Source organism: Paenirhodobacter huangdaonensis (assembly GCF_004022465.1).
Lineage (GTDB): Bacteria > Pseudomonadota > Alphaproteobacteria > Rhodobacterales > Rhodobacteraceae > Rhodobacter > Rhodobacter huangdaonensis.
The window spans coordinates 66,345-82,014 of sequence record NZ_SAVA01000004.1 but is presented as its reverse complement, the minus strand read 5'-3'; the positions used below and the strand labels follow the sequence as shown (position 1 = coordinate 82,014).

Here is a 15,670-nt window from a genome sequence, read left to right as displayed (position 1 = left end):
GGGTTGCGGCGCGGCCGGGGCGCGGTAGAGTGCGCCCATGCCGACCGAGACGCCCCCCCTCTTCACGCTTGCGCTGCCCGATGCCGAGGCCACCGCCCGGCTGGGCGAAACCCTGGCCCCGCTGCTGCGCGCGGGCGACGTGCTGCTGCTCGAGGGGCAGATCGGCGCCGGCAAGACGCATTTCGCCCGCGCCCTGATCTCGGCCCGGCTCGCGGCCCTTGGCCGGCACGAGGACATCCCCTCGCCGACCTTCACCCTGGTGCAAAGCTATGACGCCGCGCCCGAGATCTGGCACGCCGATCTTTACCGGCTGACCCACCCCGACGAGGCGATCGAGCTCGGCCTTGAAGAGGCGTTCGAAACCGCGATCTGCCTTGTCGAATGGCCCGACCGGCTCGGCGATCTGACCCCCGCGGGTGCGCTCACCCTGCACTTTTCGCTGCGCGCAGGCGGCGCGGCGCGCGCGGTCGAGATCTCGGGCGATGCCGCCTGGCGCGCCCGCCTGCAGCCCTTGGAAAGCTGGCCCGATGCCTGAGAAAATCGACGCCTTCCTCGCCGCGGCCGGCTGGGCCGACGCCACCCGCCGCCCGCTCGCCGGCGACGCCTCGGCCCGCCGCTACGAACGCCTTGCCCGCCCTTCGGGCGGCCGCGCCGTGCTGATGATCTCGCCCGCGGCGGACGAGATCACCCGCTTTTCCCGCATCGGCCGCTGGCTGCGCGCGGCCGGCTTTTCCGCCCCCGAAATCTTTGCCGAGGACGCGGCGGCAGGGCTGATGCTGCTCGAGGATCTGGGCGACGACCTGCTGTCGCGGCTGCTGCACGACGATCCGGCGCGCGAGGGCGAGATCTATGCCTTCGTCACCGACTTCCTGCTCGACCTGCACCGCCTGCCCGCGCCGGAATTCGTCGCGCCGCTCGACGGGCCGGCGCTGGCCGAGCTGGTCGAGCTGACCGTCGCGCAGTATCCGCCCCTGTCGCAGACCGCGGCCGAGGCGGTGCCCGGCGCGATCGCGGCGCTTTACGCGGGGCTTGCGCCGGTGGCCCCGGTGCTTTGCCTGCGCGACTTTCACGCCGAGAATGCGCTCTGGCTGCCCGAGCGGACCGGCACGGCACGGCTTGGCCTGCTCGACTTTCAGGATGCCGTCGCCGCGCACCCGGCCTATGACCTCGTCTCGGCGCTGCAGGACGTGCGCCGCGCCGTCTCGCCCGCGGTCGCGGCGCGCGAAAGGGCGCGCTATGCCGCGGCCCGCGGGCTCGATCCGGCCGATTTCGACCGGGCCTGCGCCCTTCTCGGCGCACAGCGGGCGCTGCGCATCCAGGGCGTCTTCGCGCGCCTCGCAAAGCTTTACGGCAAGCCGCATTACCTCGATCTGATGCCGCGCAACTGGGCGAACCTGATGCACAACCTCGCCCATCCGGCGCTCGCCGATCTGGCCGCGACGGTCACCGCCGCCTTCCCCGCCCCCGATGCCGCGCTGATTGCCCGGCTGAAGCAGGAGGCCGCATGAGCCCCGACGCCCTGATGCTCTTCGCCGCGGGCTTCGGCACCCGGATGGGAGAGCTGACCCGCAGCCGGCCGAAGCCGCTGGTCGAGGTGGCCGGCCGGCCGCTGCTCGACCACGCGCTCGACATCGCGCGCGCCGCGGGCATCGCGCGGATCGTCGCGAACACGCATTACCTTGGCGAACAGATCGCGGCGCATCTGGCTGGCAGCGCGGTGCAGATCTCGGACGAGAGCGAGCGCATCCTCGAAACCGGCGGCGGGCTGCGCAAGGCGCTGCCGCTGCTTGGCCCCGGCCCCGTCTTCACCCTGAACACCGACGCGATCTGGACCGGGCCGAACCCGCTTGCCACGCTGCGCGCCGGCTGGGCCCCCGCCCGGATGGGGGCGCTTCTCGCCCTCGTGCCGGTCGAACGCGCCACCGGCCACAGCGGCACGGGCGACTTCTCGCTTTCCCCCGACGGCCGGATCCGGCGCGGGCCCGGCTATGTCTACACCGGTGCGCAGATCCTGAATCCGGCCGGAATAGAAACGATTTCCGACGAGGTCTTCTCGCTCAACCGGCTCTGGGACCGGTTTCTGGACGAGGGCCGCGCCTTCGGCGTGGTGCATCCGGGCGGCTGGTGCGATGTCGGCCGGCCGGAAAGCATCCCGCTCGCCGAGGCGATGCTGGGTGCCGCCGATGGCTGAGGCGCCGCTCTTCGCCCTGCCGCCGGGCGTCGACTTCGCGCGCGAGCTTGTCACCGGCCTGATCGCACGGATGCAGGCCGAACCGCCCGAGGCGATGGCGCGGCTGCGGCTGTATCTGAACTCGGGCCGGATGATGCGCCGCGTGCGTGAGGAATTTGACCGCGCCGGCGCCCGCTTCCTGCCCCGCCTGGCGCTGATCTCAGACCTGCGGCGCGAGCCCGTCGCCGGCATCCCGGCCAACGTCTCGCCGCTGCGCCGACGGCTGGAACTGGCGCAACTGGTGGCAGGCTTGGTCTCGCGCCTGCCCGCCTTCGAGGCCGGCGCGGGTCTTTTCAGCCTGACCGACAGCCTCGCCACGCTGATGTCCGAGATGCAGGGCGAAGGCGTGCCGCCCGAGGCGCTCGAGGCGCTCGACATCCGCGACAGCCACGCCGAGCACTGGCAGTTCAGCCTCGAGTTCATCCGCATCGTCGCCCGCTTCTTCGAGGCGGACAGCGCCCCCGACATCGAGGCCCGCCAGCGCCGCATCGTCGAGGCGCTGGCCACGCGCTGGCGCGACGCCCCCACGGACGAGCGGATCGTCGTCGCCGGCTCGACCGGCTCGCACGGGGCGACCGCGCTCTTCATCGAGGCGGTGGCGGCGCTGCCGAACGGGCTGATCGTGCTGCCGGGCTTCGACTTCGAGATGCCCGCGCCCGCCTGGGACAGCCTCTGTTCCGGCAAGATGCCGATCGAGGATCACCCGCAATACCGCTTCCGCGCGCTGCTAGACCGGCTTCACCGCAGCCCGGCCGAGGTGCAGCGCTGGACCGATGCCGAGCCCGACACCGGCCATCGCAATGCGCTTGTCTCGCTGGCGCTGCGGCCCGCGCCGGTCACCGACCAATGGCTGAACGAGGGCGCGCAGCTCGGTGACCTGCGCCCGGCCTGCGAGGGGCTCTCGCTGATCGAGGCACCCGATCCGCGGCACGAGGCGCTTGCGCTTGCGCTGATCCTGCGCGAGGCCGCCGAGCGGGGCGAACCCGCCACGCTGATCACCCCGAACCGGATGCTGACCCGGCGTGTCGCTGCCACGCTCGACCGCTGGGGCATCCTGCCCGATGACAGCGCCGGCGCGCCGCTGCACCTCTCGGCCCCCGGCCGTCTGCTGCGCCATGTCGCGCGGTTACGCGGCCGGACGCTGATGATCGAGCCGCTGCTGGTGCTGCTCAAGCATCCGCTGACCGGCGCGGGCGCCACCATGCGCGGCCATCACCTGCGCTTCACCCGCGAGCTTGAACTCTGGTTGCGCCGCCATGGCCCGGCCTTCCCCGATGCCGCCGCGCTGACCCGCTGGGCCGGGGGAGATGCCGCGAAACAGGCCTGGGCGGACTGGCTCGCCGCCCTTCTGCCGCGCTTCGAGGATGCCCCGGTTCAGCCGCTTTCGGCCTGCATCGAGACGCATCTCGCGCTGGTCGCCGCGCTTGCCGCCGGCCCCGACGGCTCGCCCCAGGCCAGCGGTTTCTGGCAGCTTGACGCCGGGCAGGAATGCCTGCGGGTCTTCACCGAGCTTACCGCCGAGGCCGAGCATGGCGGCAGCTATGGCCCCGCCGATTATGCCGATCTGGTCGACACGCTCTTGCGCGCGGGGCAGGTGCGCAACCCGCTCACCGTGCATCCGGGCATCACCTTCCTCGGCGCGCTCGAGGCCCGTGTGCAGGGCGCGGGCCTTGTGCTTCTGGGCGGGTTGAACGAGGGCAGCTGGCCCGAGGCACCGGCCCCCGACCCCTGGCTCAGCCGCAAGATGCGGCTCGACGCCGGCCTGCCGCTGCCCGAGCGGCAGATCGGCCTCTCGGCGCATGACTTCCAGCAGGCGATCGGCGCGCGGCAGGTGGTGCTGTCGCGCTCGCGCCGCGATGCCGATGCGGAAACCGTGCCCTCGCGCTGGCTGAACCGGCTGACGAACCTGCTGGGCGGGCTGACCGACGGCCATGGCCCCGAGGCGCTGGCGGCGATGCGCACGCGCGGCAGCGCCTGGCTGCGGCTGGCCGAGGCGGCCGAAGCGCCGCGGCTGAGCCTGCCACCCGCGCCCCGCCCCGCGCCCCGCCCGCCCGCCGAGGTCCGCCCGCGCGAGCTGCCGGTGACCGCGATCAAGACCCTGATCCGCGATCCCTATGCCGTCTATGCCGGGCGCATCCTGCGGCTGCGCCCGCTCGATCCGCTGCGCCCCGAACCCGACCCGCGGCTGCGCGGCCAGGTGCTGCACCTGATCGTCGAACGCTTCCTGAAGACCCGGCCCGAGGCCGAAAGCCTTGACGCAGCCGAGGCGCGGCTGCTGGCCATCGCCGAAGAGGTGCTTGCCGCCGAGATCCCCTGGCCAAGCGCACAAAGGCTCTGGCTCGCCCGGATCCGCCGCATCGCGCGGCGCCTGGTCGAGGACGAGGCCCGCCGTCAGGCCGAGGGCACGCCCGCGGTGATCGAGACCCGCGGCACCCAGGCCCTGCCCGCGCTCGGCTTCACGTTGAGCGCAAAACCCGACCGCATCGACATCTGCACCGACGGGCGCGCGCATCTGTTCGACTACAAGTCCGGCCTGCCACCCACCGACAAGGAAGTGCGCTATTACGACAAGCAATTGCTGCTCGAGGCCGCGATGATCGAGCGCGGCGCCTTCGCCGCGCTTGGCCCGCGCGAGGTGGCGGCGATGACCTATATCCGGCTGGGCGGCGAGGGCGAGACCCGCGATCTGGCCATCCCGCGCGAGGAGGTCGCCGAGAGCTGGGAGAAATTCACCCGGCTGATCGCGCGCTACCTCGATCCGAAGACCGGCTATACCGCGCGCCGCGCGCTGCGCTCGACCCGCGATGTCAGCGACTATGACCAGCTCTCGCGCTTTGGCGAATGGCAGCTGAGCGACCGGGCCGAACCGGAGGATCTGGCATGAACAGACCCAATCTGGCGACCGAGCGGCAGATCCGCGCCGCCGATCCCACCGCCTCGACCTGGCTGTCCGCGAACGCGGGCTCGGGCAAGACCAAGGTGCTGACCGACCGCGTGGCACGGCTGCTTCTGGGCGGGACCGAGCCGCAGAAGGTGCTGTGCCTGACCTATACCAAGGCCGCGGCGAGCGAGATGCAGAACCGGCTGCTGAAGCGGCTCGGGGCCTGGGCGATGCTGGAAGACGGCGCGTTGCGCGGCGAGCTTGACCGGCTGGGCGAGGCGGGGCCGATCACCGACGAGCGGCTGGCGCAGGCGCGGCGTCTCTTCGCGCAGGCGATCGAGACCCCGGGCGGGCTGAAGATCCAGACGATCCATTCGTTCTGCGGTGCGCTTCTGCGCCGCTTCCCGCTCGAGGCCGGGGTGCCGCACGGCTTCACCGAGCTTGACGATCGCAGCGCGGCCGAGCTGCGCGCCGATGTGCTCGAGGAGATCGCGGCGGGGCCAGATCGGGCGGTTCTCGACGACCTCCTCGCCTTCCACGCCGGCGAGGATCTGGGCGAGATCATCGACGAAATTCGCAGGAACAGGGTCGCTTTCCGCCGCGATCCCGACGCCGCGGTGCTGCGCGAGGGGCTGGGCCTGCCTGCGGATTTCGGCCCCGGGGATCTGCCCGAGATTGCCTTCGACGGCAGCGAGGCGGCGCTGATGGCGGCGGTGCTGCCGGTGCTGCGCGGGCAAAGCGCGACGATGAAGAAGCTGGCCGAGGTGCTCGCCGCGATCGACTGGCGCGCCCCGGGGCCCGCGGCACTCGCCCCCCTGTGCGCCCAGTTCCTCTACAGCAAGGACGGCATCCGCATCGCCGAGGCGAAGACCGCCAGCCTGCTGACCAAGGGCGCGGTCAAGGAGCTGGGCGAGGATCTGACCGACGCCTTCCGCGCCCTGATGGAGCGCGTCGCCGAGGCGCGCGGCGCCGAGTTCGCGCTGGCCAATGTCGGCCGCAGCCTGGCGCTGCACCGCTTTGCCCGGGTGTTCCTGCCGCGCTATCAGGCGCGCAAGACGCGCGCCGGCTGGCTCGACTTCGACGATCTGATCGACCGTGCGGCGCAGCTTCTGTCGCGCGGCTCGGTGGCGCAATGGGTGCTGTTCCGTCTCGATGGCGGCATCGACCACATCCTCGTCGACGAGGCACAGGACACCAGTCCCGGGCAATGGGCGGTGATCGAGCGGCTGGCCGACGAATTCACCGCCGGCGAGGGCGCCCGGCAGGAAACCCGCACGATCTTTGTGGTCGGCGACCGCAAGCAGTCGATCTATTCCTTCCAGGGCGCCGACCTGCACCGTTTCGAGGCAATGCAGAGCCACTTTTCGGCGAAATTCGCGGCAATCGAGCGGCCCTTGCAGGTGAGCGAGCTGCAGCACTCCTTCCGCTCCTCGCCGGCGATCCTGCGCCTCGTCGACCTGACCTTCGCGGGCGAGGCGGCCGGCGGGCTGGGGGGTGTGCCCGAGCATATCGCCTTCAAGACCGGCCTGCCCGGCCGCGTCGACCTCTGGCCGGTGATCGAACAGTCGAAGGACGAGAGCGAGGACGATTGGGAGGCCCCGGTCGATCTGCCCGGTGCCGAAGATGCGCAGGTCGTCCTTGCCCGCACCATCGCCGCCGAGATCGCCGCGATGATCGCAAGCGGCACGCAGATCCCCGAGGGCGAGGGCGCGCGGCCGGTGCACGAGGGCGACTTCCTGGTGCTGGTGCAGCGCCGCGGCCCGCTCTTTGCCGAGATCATCCGCGCCTGCAAGGCGGCGGGACTTGCCGTCGCCGGCGCCGACCGGCTCAAGCTGGGCGCCGAGCTCGCGGTGAAGGATATCGGCTCGGTTCTGGCCTTTCTGGCCACGCCCGAGGATGACCTGTCGCTCGCCGAGGCGCTGCGCTCGCCGATCTTCGGCTGGAGCGAGCGCGCGCTTTATGCCCTCGCCCAGCCCCGCAAGGGCTATCTGTGGCAGGCGCTGCGGCGCGACGGCACGCACCCCGAAACGCTCGACATCCTGCAGGACCTGCTCGATCAGGCGGATTTCCTGCGCCCCTATGATGTGATCGAGCGGCTGCTGAACCGTCACGGCGCGCGCGAACGGCTGATCGCGCGGCTTGGCGTCGAGGCGGAGGACGGCATCGACGAGCTGATCTCGCAGGCGCTGGCCTATGAGAGCACGGAAATCCCCAGCCTGACCGGCTTTCTCGGCTGGCTTGGTGCCGAGGAGATCGAGGTCAAGCGCCAGCTCGAGAACGAGGGGCGCACCGTCCGGGTGATGACCGTGCACGGCGCCAAGGGGCTCGAGGCGCCGATCGTGATCCTGCCCGACACCGCAAAACCGCGCCCGCCGAACGGGTCCGATGTCTACACCACGCCCGAGGGCACCGCCTATTGGAAGGGCCCCACCGCCGAGATGCCGCCGGTGCTGCGCACCCTGCACGAGGCGGCCATCGCGCGATCGCGCGAAGAGCGGATGCGGCTTCTTTACGTGGCGCTGACGCGGGCCGAGAAATGGCTGATCGTGGCGGCGGCGGGCGATGTCGGCACGGCCGAGGACAGCTGGTACACGCTGGTGCAGGCGGGGCTCGAACGGGCCGGAACAGAGCCTGTTTTGGCGCAATCCGGGCCGGCGCAGGCGCTTGGCCCGGTCGCGCGCCTTGCGCAGGGCGACTGGCCCCTGCCCGCCGCGCCCACCGCCGCGACTCGCTCCGATGCCATCGTCCTGCCGGACTGGATCCGCAACCGCGCCCCGCGCAGCGAGCGGCCGGCGGCGGTGCTTTCGCCCTCGGACCTTGGCGGGGCGAAGGCGCTGCCGGGCGAGACCGACTTCGCCACCGAGGAGGAAAGCAAGCGCCGCGGCCGGCAGCTGCACCTGCTCCTTGAACACCTGCCCGAACGGCCGCGCGAGGACTGGCCCGAGATCGCGCGCGACCTGCTGGCCACCGGACCCGACCGCACCGACGCGACCGAGGCCGGCGCGCTTCTGAGCCTCGTCACCCCGGTGCTCGACCGGCTCGGCGAGATCGGCTTTCTCGGCCCCGACACGCTCGCCGAGGTGGAGATCACCGCCACGCTGCCCGAACTCGACAACCAGCGCATTCACGGCACCATCGACCGGCTGCGGGTGACGCCCGATCTGGTCAGCGTGCTCGACTACAAATCGAACGCGGTGCTGCCCGAAAGCGCAGCCGAGGTGCCGCTTGGCCTGGTGCGCCAGCTCGCCGCCTATCGCGCGGCGCTGCGGCAGATCTATCCGGGGCGGCGCATCGAATGCCTGCTGGTCTGGACCCGCAGCGGCACGCTGACACGGCTCGACGACGCACAGATGGATGCGGCATTGCGCACAGCCCCCGCGTCTTGACGCCCCCGGGGGCGGGGCCTACCTTCCCGGCAACCAGACCCTCAGGAGAACCCCATGACCATTGTTGCCGTCACCGACGCCACCTTCGATCAGGAAGTGCGCAAATCCGACATCCCCGTCGTCGTCGACTTCTGGGCTGAATGGTGCGGCCCGTGCCGCATGATCGGCCCGTCGCTCGAAGAGATCGCGGCCGAGTTCGAAGGCAAGGTGAAGATCGCCAAGGTCAACGTCGACGAGAACCCCGACAGCCCGGCCGTTCTGGGCGTGCGCGGCATCCCGGCGCTGTTCCTGTTCAAGGACGGTCAGGTCGTCTCGAACAAGGTCGGCGCCGCGCCGAAGGCCGCGCTGAAGTCGTGGATCGAGTCGGCGCTCTGATCGCCGCCGGACCGGATTGACGAAAAAGGGCGCCTTCGGGCGCCCTTTTTCAGATCGGCCAGCCGTTGCGGCGCAGCGCGGCCAGGATACGTTCGCCGCTGTCGTCCCGCCCGGCATTGATCGCGCGCTGCTGCAGGAACCAGTAGAGATAGCGGCGATAGTCGGGCGCCGCCCGGGGCGCGAAGGCCGCCTCGATCCCGTCGCGCGGCACGCTCGCCGCGATGTGATGAAAGTCGATCTGCGCGAAAAGCAGTGCGGGTTTTTCGAGGAAATAGCCTTCGAAGGCCATCGTGCTGTTCTCGCAGGCGACCATCGCGGCCCCCGCCAGCACCTCGGCCGAACCGCCCTTTTGCACGGTGAGCCGCGGCTGCCGTGCGGCGAGCGCCGCAAGCGCCGCGATCTCGTCGTCGGGATAGATCTCGTTCGGGTGCAATGTGGCGATGACCGGCCGGTCAGTCCGCGCCAGCAGCGTCTCGAGCATCGCAAGCGGGCTCATCGCCTGGAAACGGCGGTGGTCAAGCAGCCGCCCCTGCAGCGGCACGAAGACATGGCCGCGGTCGGCAGTGTCAATTCCGCCGGGCCAGAGCCTGTTTTTCCAGTTCCGGAAGAATGTCTCCGCCTGTCGGGCATCGACCGTTTCAGGGGCGAAGGCGGCGCGCGCCACCGGCCAGTGCCAGCGCTCCGCCATCGCCTCGATCTGCCAGAAGGCGCCGACATAGCTGCGCCGGCAGGTCAGCGCGCGCTCATGCGTCGGCTCTTCCATGTGGTAAAGCGCATAGCCCGGCCGCGCCGGCGCAGCGAGGCGATTGGCAAGCGTGCTTTCCGCAAGCGCCACCTGCCAGCCGGCGCCCGTCACCGCCGCAATCACCTTGCCGAAGAAGTTGTGCGTGCCGGCCTCGACCCGCTGCAGCGCGGGGGCGTCAAGATAGAGGGTCAGGGTTTCACTCGCACACATCGGCCGCAGGCTACGCGGGCGCCGCGCTGCGGGCAAGGGTTGCAGCGCGGCGCCCGCGCCCTCATATCTGGCAGCGCAAACGGAGGGTGACATGGCGGAAGACAAATTCCCCGGCTGGCACGGCACGACGATCATCGGCGTGCGCAAGGGCGGACGCGTGGTGGTGGCGGGTGACGGGCAGGTCAGCCTTGGCCAGACGGTGATCAAGGGCACGGCGCGCAAGGTGCGTCGTCTCTCGCCCGGCGGGCGCGACGTGGTGGCGGGCTTTGCCGGCTCCACCGCCGATGCCTTCACCCTGCTCGAGCGGCTGGAGAAGAAGCTCGAGGCCGCGCCCGGCCAGCTGGCCCGCGCCTGCGTCGAGCTGGCGAAGGACTGGCGCATGGACAAGTACCTGCGCAACCTCGAGGCGATGCTGATCGTCACCGATGGTGCCGATCTTTACGTCATCACCGGCGCGGGCGACGTGCTGGAACCCGAGCATGACATCGCCGCGATCGGCTCGGGCGGCAATTACGCGCTCGCCGCGGCGCGGGCACTGATCGACAGCGATCTCGACGCCGAAACGATCGCGCGGCGCGCGATGGCGATCGCCGCCGAGATCTGCGTCTACACGAACGGCAACCTGACGGTGGAGAGCATCGCGAAATGACCGACCTGACCCCGCGCGAGATCGTCTCGGAACTTGATCGTTTCATCATCGGCCAGGGCGACGCCAAGCGCGCCGTCGCCGTCGCCCTGCGCAACCGCTGGCGCCGCAGCCACCTTGCCGCGGAACTGCGCGAAGAGGTCTATCCGAAGAACATCCTGATGATCGGGCCGACCGGCGTCGGCAAGACGGAAATCTCGCGCCGCCTCGCCAAGCTTGCGAAGGCGCCCTTCCTCAAGGTCGAGGCGACGAAATTCACCGAGGTCGGCTATGTCGGCCGCGATGTCGAACAGATCATCCGCGACCTGACCGACGTCGCCGTGACCGAGACCCGCGAGCGGATGCGCGAAGAGGTCAAGGCGCGCGCCCACAAGGCCGCCGAGGAGCGGGTGATCGAGGCGCTCGCCGGTTCTGACGCGCGCGAAGGCACGCGCGACCTGTTCCGCCAGAAGCTGAAGAAGGGCGAGCTCGACGACAAGGTGATCGAGCTCGAGGTCGCCGACGCCGCCCCCGCGATGCCGATGATGGGCATGGGCGGTGCGGGCATGGAAACGCAGATGCAGGGTCTGCAGGACCTGTTCAAGGCCTTCGGCGGCGCCCGCCGCAGCCGGCGCAAGATGACCGTCGCGGAAAGCTATGAGGTGCTGATCCAGGAAGAGGCCGACAAGCTTCTGGACGACGAGGCGGTGAAGGCTGCGGCGCTGGAAGCCGTGCAGCAGTCGGGCATCGTCTTCATCGACGAGATCGACAAGGTCGCCGCCCGCGCCGAGACCCGCGGCGCCGATGTCTCGCGCGAGGGCGTGCAGCGCGACCTGCTGCCGCTGATCGAGGGCACCACCGTCTCGACGAAATACGGCCCGGTGAAGACCGACCATATCCTGTTCATCGCCTCGGGCGCCTTCCACATCGCCAAGCCCTCGGACCTGCTGCCCGAACTGCAGGGCCGGCTGCCGATCCGGGTCGAGCTGCGGGCGCTGACCGAAGACGATTTCACCCGCATCCTGACCGAGACCGACAACGCCCTGACGCGGCAATACACCGCGCTGATGGCGACCGAGGAGGTCACCGTCAGCTTCACCCCCGAGGGCATCGCGGCGCTCGCCCGGATCGCCGCCGAGGTCAACCGCACGATCGAGAACATCGGCGCGCGGCGGCTCTACACGGTGATGGAGCGGGTATTCGAGGAGCTGTCCTTCTCTGCCCCCGACCGCGGCGGCGAAAGCGTCGTGGTGGACGCGGCCTTCGTCGAGAAGCATCTGGGCGACCTCTCCCGCTCGACCGATCTCAGCCGCTACGTGCTCTGACGTCCGGCTGGCGAAGCGGGCGGCATCTGCTATCTTGCGCGCAGCCAAGGAGGCCCCGTGCGCAAGATTGTCCTCGCCCTGCTCATCGCCCTTGCCGGCTGCGCGCCGCGCGCCGAAATCGCCTATGCACCCGATCCCACCGCGCCGGCGCGGCCGATCTTCGTCGGCTCGACCCGGGGCCAGGATCTGCAAAGCGGGCAGGATTTCGGTTTTGCCCGCAGCCCGACGCTGGCGCTTGCACGCTTCGACGTGGCGGTGCCTCCCGAGCGCCGCGTAGGTGAGCTGCAAGTGTCCCAAGCCGGGCGCAAACCGGACCCGAAGCGCGATTTCCTTGTTGCCGGATCAAAGATCTATCCGACCGCCGCCACCTTCCGCACCGACCTGCACCGCGCTCTCGCGCAAAACGGCAACGAGGCGATCGTCTTCGTGCATGGCTACAACACGAACTTCGCCGAAGGGCTTTACCGCTTTGCCCAGCTCGGCGCGGATTTCGACCTGCCCGGGGTGCTGGTGCACTACTCCTGGCCCTCGCGCGGGCAGGTGATGGGCTATGCCTATGACCGCGACTCGGCGCTGTTCGCCCGCGACGGGTTCGAGACGCTCTTGCGCGATCTGCGCCTTGCCGGCGCCCGTCACATCGTGATCGTCGCCCATTCGATGGGGGCCGCACTCAGCATGGAAACCCTGCGGCAGGTGGCGATTTCCCGCGATGCCGAGACGATGGCGCGGATCTCGGGCGTGGTGCTGATCTCGCCCGACATCGACGTCGACGTGTTCCGCGCGCAAGCGAAGCGCATCGGCCGGCTGCCGCAGCCCTTCATCATCTTCACCTCGCAAAAGGACAAGGCGCTGCTGCTGTCCTCGCGGCTGAGCGGCGAGCGCGCCCGGCTTGGCAACATGACAGGCGTCGACCGGCTGGCCGACCTGAAGGTGACGGTGGTGGAAACCGGCGCCTTCAACACCCGCGAGGGGCATTTCAACATCGGCAATTCGCCGGCACTGATCCAGCTTCTGCGCAGCTCCAGCCGCCTCGCGAAGATCCTCGAGAGTGCGCAATCGGCCAATTCCACCTTCCTTGCCGGGGTGGTGATGACGGTGCAGGACGCCAAGCAGGTGATCCTGACGCCGGTCGAGGCGATCGGCGGCTAGCGGCGGCGCAGATAGATGTAATAGGCGCCCGAGCCGCCGTGCTTCAGATGCGCCTCGCTCACCTGCATCACCACCGCGCCCAGGGGCGGCAGCCGCAGCCAGTGCGGCACCTGGTGACGCAGCACCCCCATGCGCTGCGGGATCGGCCCCTCGTCGAGGCCGCGCTTGCCCTTGCCGGTGATGACCAGGATCAGCCGGCAGCCGCGGTCGGCGGCGCTGAGGACGAAATGGATGAGTTCCGGATGCGCCTCGGCCAGCGTCATCCCGTGCAGGTCAATCCGCGCCTCGGGCTCGAGCTTGCCGCGGGTCATGGCGCGGTGCGCCTTGCGGTCCATCACCACCGGCTGCCGCGCCAGATGCTCGCCGATGCTGGGGGCGAGGTCATGGCTGTGGAGCGGCGGCGCAGCCTTCTGGCCAAGACGGAAGGCCTTCGCCTCGACCCGCGGCGGCTTCGGCGGTGGCGGCGTGACGGGAACGGGCGGCAAAACAGGCTCTGTTTCTGCCTGTTTTGGCTGTTTCGAGTGCATCGCCCGGGCCGAGGCCGCGACCTTGTCCCACAGCTCGCGCTCTTCCGAACTCAGCTTGCGGCGCCGTTTCATCCCCGCCTCCGCAGCCAGATCATCCGCCCGCGGGTGTTGAGCGCGCCGGCCTGTCGCCCGGCCTCGGCCCCCGAGCCGAGGAACAGATCGCCGCGCCCCGCGCCGCGGATCGCCGAGCCGGTGTCCTGCGCCACCATCAGCCGCCGGCCGAAACCCGGGCAATCGACCCAGACCGGGCTGCCAAGCGGGATCACCTCCGGATCGACGGCCAGGCTGCGTCCGGCCGTCACCGGCTCGCCCATGGCGCCGATCGGGCCGCTGCCCTCGGGCAGGTCGAGCAGGCGGAAGAACACGAAGGACGGGTTGGTGTTCAGCAGATCCTGAACCGCGCGCGGGTTTTCCGCGCACCAGCGGCGGATGCGGTCGGGCGTCATCTCGGCCACCGGCGCCACGCCGCGCGCCACCAGCTCGGCCCCGATCGAGCGATAGGGATGGCCGTTCTTGCCGGCAAAGCCGAGGCGCAGCGTGCCGCCCTCCTCAAGCCGCAGCCGCACCGAGCCCTGCACCTGCGCGAGAAATGCCTCGATCGCGCTGTCGACGAAGGCGATCTCATAGCCCGCCAGCAGCTCGCCCGCGACGATCTCGGCCCGGCTCGCCCAGGGGCGGGCAAAGTCGAACCCGGCGGGCAGCGCGTAAAGCGGCGCCGGAAAGCGGGCCGAGCGCACGCGCGCGGCGGGCAGTTCGGGTTCGTAATAGCCGGTGAAATGCGCAGCCCCCGGATCGGTCACCTCGACCGGCTCGAAAGCCGCCTCGAACCAGGTCCGGGCATCGCCTGCGGGCGCATCGCCCGTCACGCAAAACGCCGCCCGTGCGGCGGCGTGATCGTCTTCGTCCCAGCCGGGAATCTCTGCCCAGTCGAGCGGGCGCATGGTTCAGCCGCCCGTCGCCACAAGCTGCCAGTTCGGGTCGGCGCTGCCCATCTTGCGCGCAAAGGTCCAGACGTCGCGCTGCTTGCGCGGCGCCCGCGGATCGCCCTCGACCACAGTGCCCGTGGCATCACGCGCCGCCGAGATCAGCTCGCCGCCGAAGCGCACGGTGATTTCCGCCTCCTGCGTGGCGGGATCGAAGCTCGCCTCGCTCAGCACGAGCTCCCGCAGGCCGACGAATTCCGCCTGCACCTCAAGCCCGCGGGCGGCGCGGTCCTGCACCGCCCCGTTGAAGGCATCGAAGACGTCGGGCGACAGGAAGGGGCGCACCTTGTCCAGATCGCCGGTCTCGAACGCCATCACGATCATCTCATAGGCACCGCGCGCACCCTTGAGGAACTCGGCCACGCTGAAATCGGGTTCGAGCCGCTTCATCTGCGCCAGCGCCACGGCGGCATCCGAACCCTCGGGCACATGGTCGATGATGTCGCGGTCGGGGCCGCCCTCGATCACCTCGAAGGCGCGGCGCTCGGCCGGCTCGGGCGCCTCGAGCGGCACGATCGGCTTTTCGAACCCGTCGCGCGTGCCAAGCACGTTCTTCAGCCGCAGGATCAGGAAAATCGCGATCCCGGCGAGGACGATAAGCTGGATGACGGCGTTCGACATGAGGTTCCGTTTCGCGGCAGGTTTGTAAATTCGCTCTCCCCACTTATGTAGGCTACGGGCGCGATCAAGTCCACCGGCGCCCAAGGAGTGGAATATGTGGATCTTTCTGGCCTTCCTGGCCGTGCCCGTGATCGAGATTGCGCTGTTCATCCGCGTCGGCGGGCTGATCGGACTGTGGCCGACGCTGGCGATCGTGGTGCTCACCGCGATGCTGGGCACGGCGCTGGTGCGCAGCCAGGGGGCGCGGGCAATGGCGGACCTGCGCCGCTCGATGGCGGAACTCGGCGATCCGACGGCACCGCTTGCCCATGGCGCGATGATCCTCTTCGCCGGGGCGCTGTTGCTGACGCCCGGGTTCTTCACCGATGCCTGCGGGCTTTTGCTGCTGATCCCGCCGGTGCGCGACGCCGTGCTGCGCTGGCTGTCGAGGCGGGTGCAGGTGGCGAGCTTCTCGATGGGCGGCGCGACCCGCGGCTTCGGGACCGAGGATTTCGGCCGGCGCCCCCCCGGCCCCGGCGTGATCGACGGCGATTTCCACGAGATCGACCCCACGAACCTGCCGCCGCGCGGCCCTTCGGGCTGGACGCGCCATTGAGACGCGCGGGCCGGGATG

Annotated in this window: 14 protein-coding genes; 10 read left to right on the top strand and 4 right to left on the bottom strand. The window is 70.3% G+C overall.

The window, feature by feature from the left end; all coding sequences use genetic code 11:
- Positions 1-37 precede the first annotated feature (37 nt).
- The 6 genes from tsaE to trxA are packed head-to-tail and all read left to right on the top strand — an operon-like array spanning position 38 to position 8,872.
- On the top strand, positions 38-535 hold the full coding sequence (tsaE, locus tag EOW66_RS07950) for a tRNA (adenosine(37)-N6)-threonylcarbamoyltransferase complex ATPase subunit type 1 TsaE (protein ID WP_128155888.1): 498 nt from the start codon (positions 38-40) through the stop codon (positions 533-535).
- Complete coding sequence (locus EOW66_RS07945; protein ID WP_128155887.1) at positions 528-1,508, top strand: aminoglycoside phosphotransferase family protein; 981 nt, start codon at positions 528-530, stop codon at positions 1,506-1,508. The genes tsaE and EOW66_RS07945 overlap by 8 nt, the downstream gene beginning before the upstream one ends.
- Positions 1,505-2,191, top strand: a complete 687-nt coding sequence (locus EOW66_RS07940; RefSeq protein WP_128155886.1) for a nucleotidyltransferase family protein — start codon at positions 1,505-1,507, stop codon at positions 2,189-2,191. The genes EOW66_RS07945 and EOW66_RS07940 overlap by 4 nt, the downstream gene beginning before the upstream one ends.
- The gene (gene addB / locus EOW66_RS07935) at positions 2,184-5,114 is read left to right on the top strand and encodes a double-strand break repair protein AddB (protein WP_128155885.1); all 2,931 of its coding nucleotides are present in this window, start codon (positions 2,184-2,186) and stop codon (positions 5,112-5,114) included. The genes EOW66_RS07940 and addB overlap by 8 nt, the downstream gene beginning before the upstream one ends.
- Positions 5,111-8,497: a double-strand break repair helicase AddA gene (gene addA, locus EOW66_RS07930; RefSeq protein WP_128155884.1), complete on the top strand. Its 3,387-nt coding sequence runs from the start codon at positions 5,111-5,113 to the stop codon at positions 8,495-8,497. The genes addB and addA overlap by 4 nt, the downstream gene beginning before the upstream one ends.
- Before the next feature lie 54 nt (positions 8,498-8,551).
- Positions 8,552-8,872: a thioredoxin gene (gene trxA, locus EOW66_RS07925; protein ID WP_113898385.1), complete on the top strand. Its 321-nt coding sequence runs from the start codon at positions 8,552-8,554 to the stop codon at positions 8,870-8,872.
- Positions 8,873-8,921: 49 nt separating this feature from the next.
- On the opposite strand, the gene EOW66_RS07920 is transcribed toward trxA, so the two are convergent.
- Complete coding sequence (locus tag EOW66_RS07920) at positions 8,922-9,827, bottom strand: hypothetical protein (RefSeq protein WP_128155883.1); 906 nt, start codon at positions 9,825-9,827, stop codon at positions 8,922-8,924.
- A 91-nt stretch (positions 9,828-9,918) separates the two neighbouring features.
- Between EOW66_RS07920 and hslV the strand changes: the two genes are divergently transcribed.
- From hslV to EOW66_RS07905, 3 genes are read left to right on the top strand one after another with little or no spacing between them, the layout of a single operon-like run.
- Complete coding sequence (gene hslV / locus EOW66_RS07915; protein ID WP_113898383.1) at positions 9,919-10,476, top strand: ATP-dependent protease subunit HslV; 558 nt, start codon at positions 9,919-9,921, stop codon at positions 10,474-10,476.
- Positions 10,473-11,777: an ATP-dependent protease ATPase subunit HslU gene (gene hslU, locus EOW66_RS07910; protein ID WP_128155882.1), complete on the top strand. Its 1,305-nt coding sequence runs from the start codon at positions 10,473-10,475 to the stop codon at positions 11,775-11,777. Before hslV ends, hslU begins: the two co-directional genes overlap by 4 nt.
- Before the next feature lie 57 nt (positions 11,778-11,834).
- Positions 11,835-12,926 (top strand): alpha/beta hydrolase, encoded by a 1,092-nt coding sequence (locus EOW66_RS07905; RefSeq protein ID WP_164881067.1) that lies wholly within the window; start codon positions 11,835-11,837, stop codon positions 12,924-12,926.
- Here EOW66_RS07905 and EOW66_RS07900 read toward each other — a convergent pair.
- The 3 genes from EOW66_RS07900 to EOW66_RS07890 are packed head-to-tail and all read right to left on the bottom strand — an operon-like array spanning position 12,923 to position 15,057.
- Entirely contained in the window at positions 12,923-13,525 is a 603-nt protein-coding gene (locus EOW66_RS07900; RefSeq protein WP_128155880.1) for a Smr/MutS family protein, read from the bottom strand. The genes EOW66_RS07905 and EOW66_RS07900 overlap by 4 nt on opposite strands.
- Entirely contained in the window at positions 13,522-14,394 is an 873-nt protein-coding gene (gene mltA / locus EOW66_RS07895; protein WP_128155879.1) for a murein transglycosylase A, read from the bottom strand. The genes EOW66_RS07900 and mltA overlap by 4 nt, the downstream gene beginning before the upstream one ends.
- Before the next feature lie 3 nt (positions 14,395-14,397).
- Entirely contained in the window at positions 14,398-15,057 is a 660-nt protein-coding gene (locus EOW66_RS07890; RefSeq protein ID WP_128155878.1) for a Tim44/TimA family putative adaptor protein, read from the bottom strand.
- Positions 15,058-15,151: 94 nt separating this feature from the next.
- Between EOW66_RS07890 and EOW66_RS07885 the strand changes: the two genes are divergently transcribed.
- On the top strand, positions 15,152-15,652 hold the full coding sequence (locus EOW66_RS07885; protein WP_128155877.1) for an FxsA family protein: 501 nt from the start codon (positions 15,152-15,154) through the stop codon (positions 15,650-15,652).
- The last annotated feature ends 18 nt before the right edge of the window (positions 15,653-15,670 follow it).

Bases quoted from the DNA above. Each gene is read 5' to 3' on its own strand.
- tsaE (WP_128155888.1), top strand. From the start codon at position 38: ATGCCGACCGAGACGCCCCCCCTCTTCACGCTTGCGCTGCCCGATGCC.
- EOW66_RS07945 (WP_128155887.1), top strand. From the start codon at position 528: ATGCCTGAGAAAATCGACGCCTTCCTCGCCGCGGCCGGCTGGGCCGAC.
- EOW66_RS07940 (WP_128155886.1), top strand. From the start codon at position 1,505: ATGAGCCCCGACGCCCTGATGCTCTTCGCCGCGGGCTTCGGCACCCGG.
- addB (WP_128155885.1), top strand. From the start codon at position 2,184: ATGGCTGAGGCGCCGCTCTTCGCCCTGCCGCCGGGCGTCGACTTCGCG.
- addA (WP_128155884.1), top strand. From the start codon at position 5,111: ATGAACAGACCCAATCTGGCGACCGAGCGGCAGATCCGCGCCGCCGAT.
- trxA (WP_113898385.1), top strand. From the start codon at position 8,552: ATGACCATTGTTGCCGTCACCGACGCCACCTTCGATCAGGAAGTGCGC.
- EOW66_RS07920 (WP_128155883.1), bottom strand. From the start codon at position 9,827: ATGTGTGCGAGTGAAACCCTGACCCTCTATCTTGACGCCCCCGCGCTG.
- hslV (WP_113898383.1), top strand. From the start codon at position 9,919: ATGGCGGAAGACAAATTCCCCGGCTGGCACGGCACGACGATCATCGGC.
- hslU (WP_128155882.1), top strand. From the start codon at position 10,473: ATGACCGACCTGACCCCGCGCGAGATCGTCTCGGAACTTGATCGTTTC.
- EOW66_RS07900 (WP_128155880.1), bottom strand. From the start codon at position 13,525: ATGAAACGGCGCCGCAAGCTGAGTTCGGAAGAGCGCGAGCTGTGGGAC.
- mltA (WP_128155879.1), bottom strand. From the start codon at position 14,394: ATGCGCCCGCTCGACTGGGCAGAGATTCCCGGCTGGGACGAAGACGAT.
- EOW66_RS07890 (WP_128155878.1), bottom strand. From the start codon at position 15,057: ATGTCGAACGCCGTCATCCAGCTTATCGTCCTCGCCGGGATCGCGATT.
- EOW66_RS07885 (WP_128155877.1), top strand. From the start codon at position 15,152: ATGTGGATCTTTCTGGCCTTCCTGGCCGTGCCCGTGATCGAGATTGCG.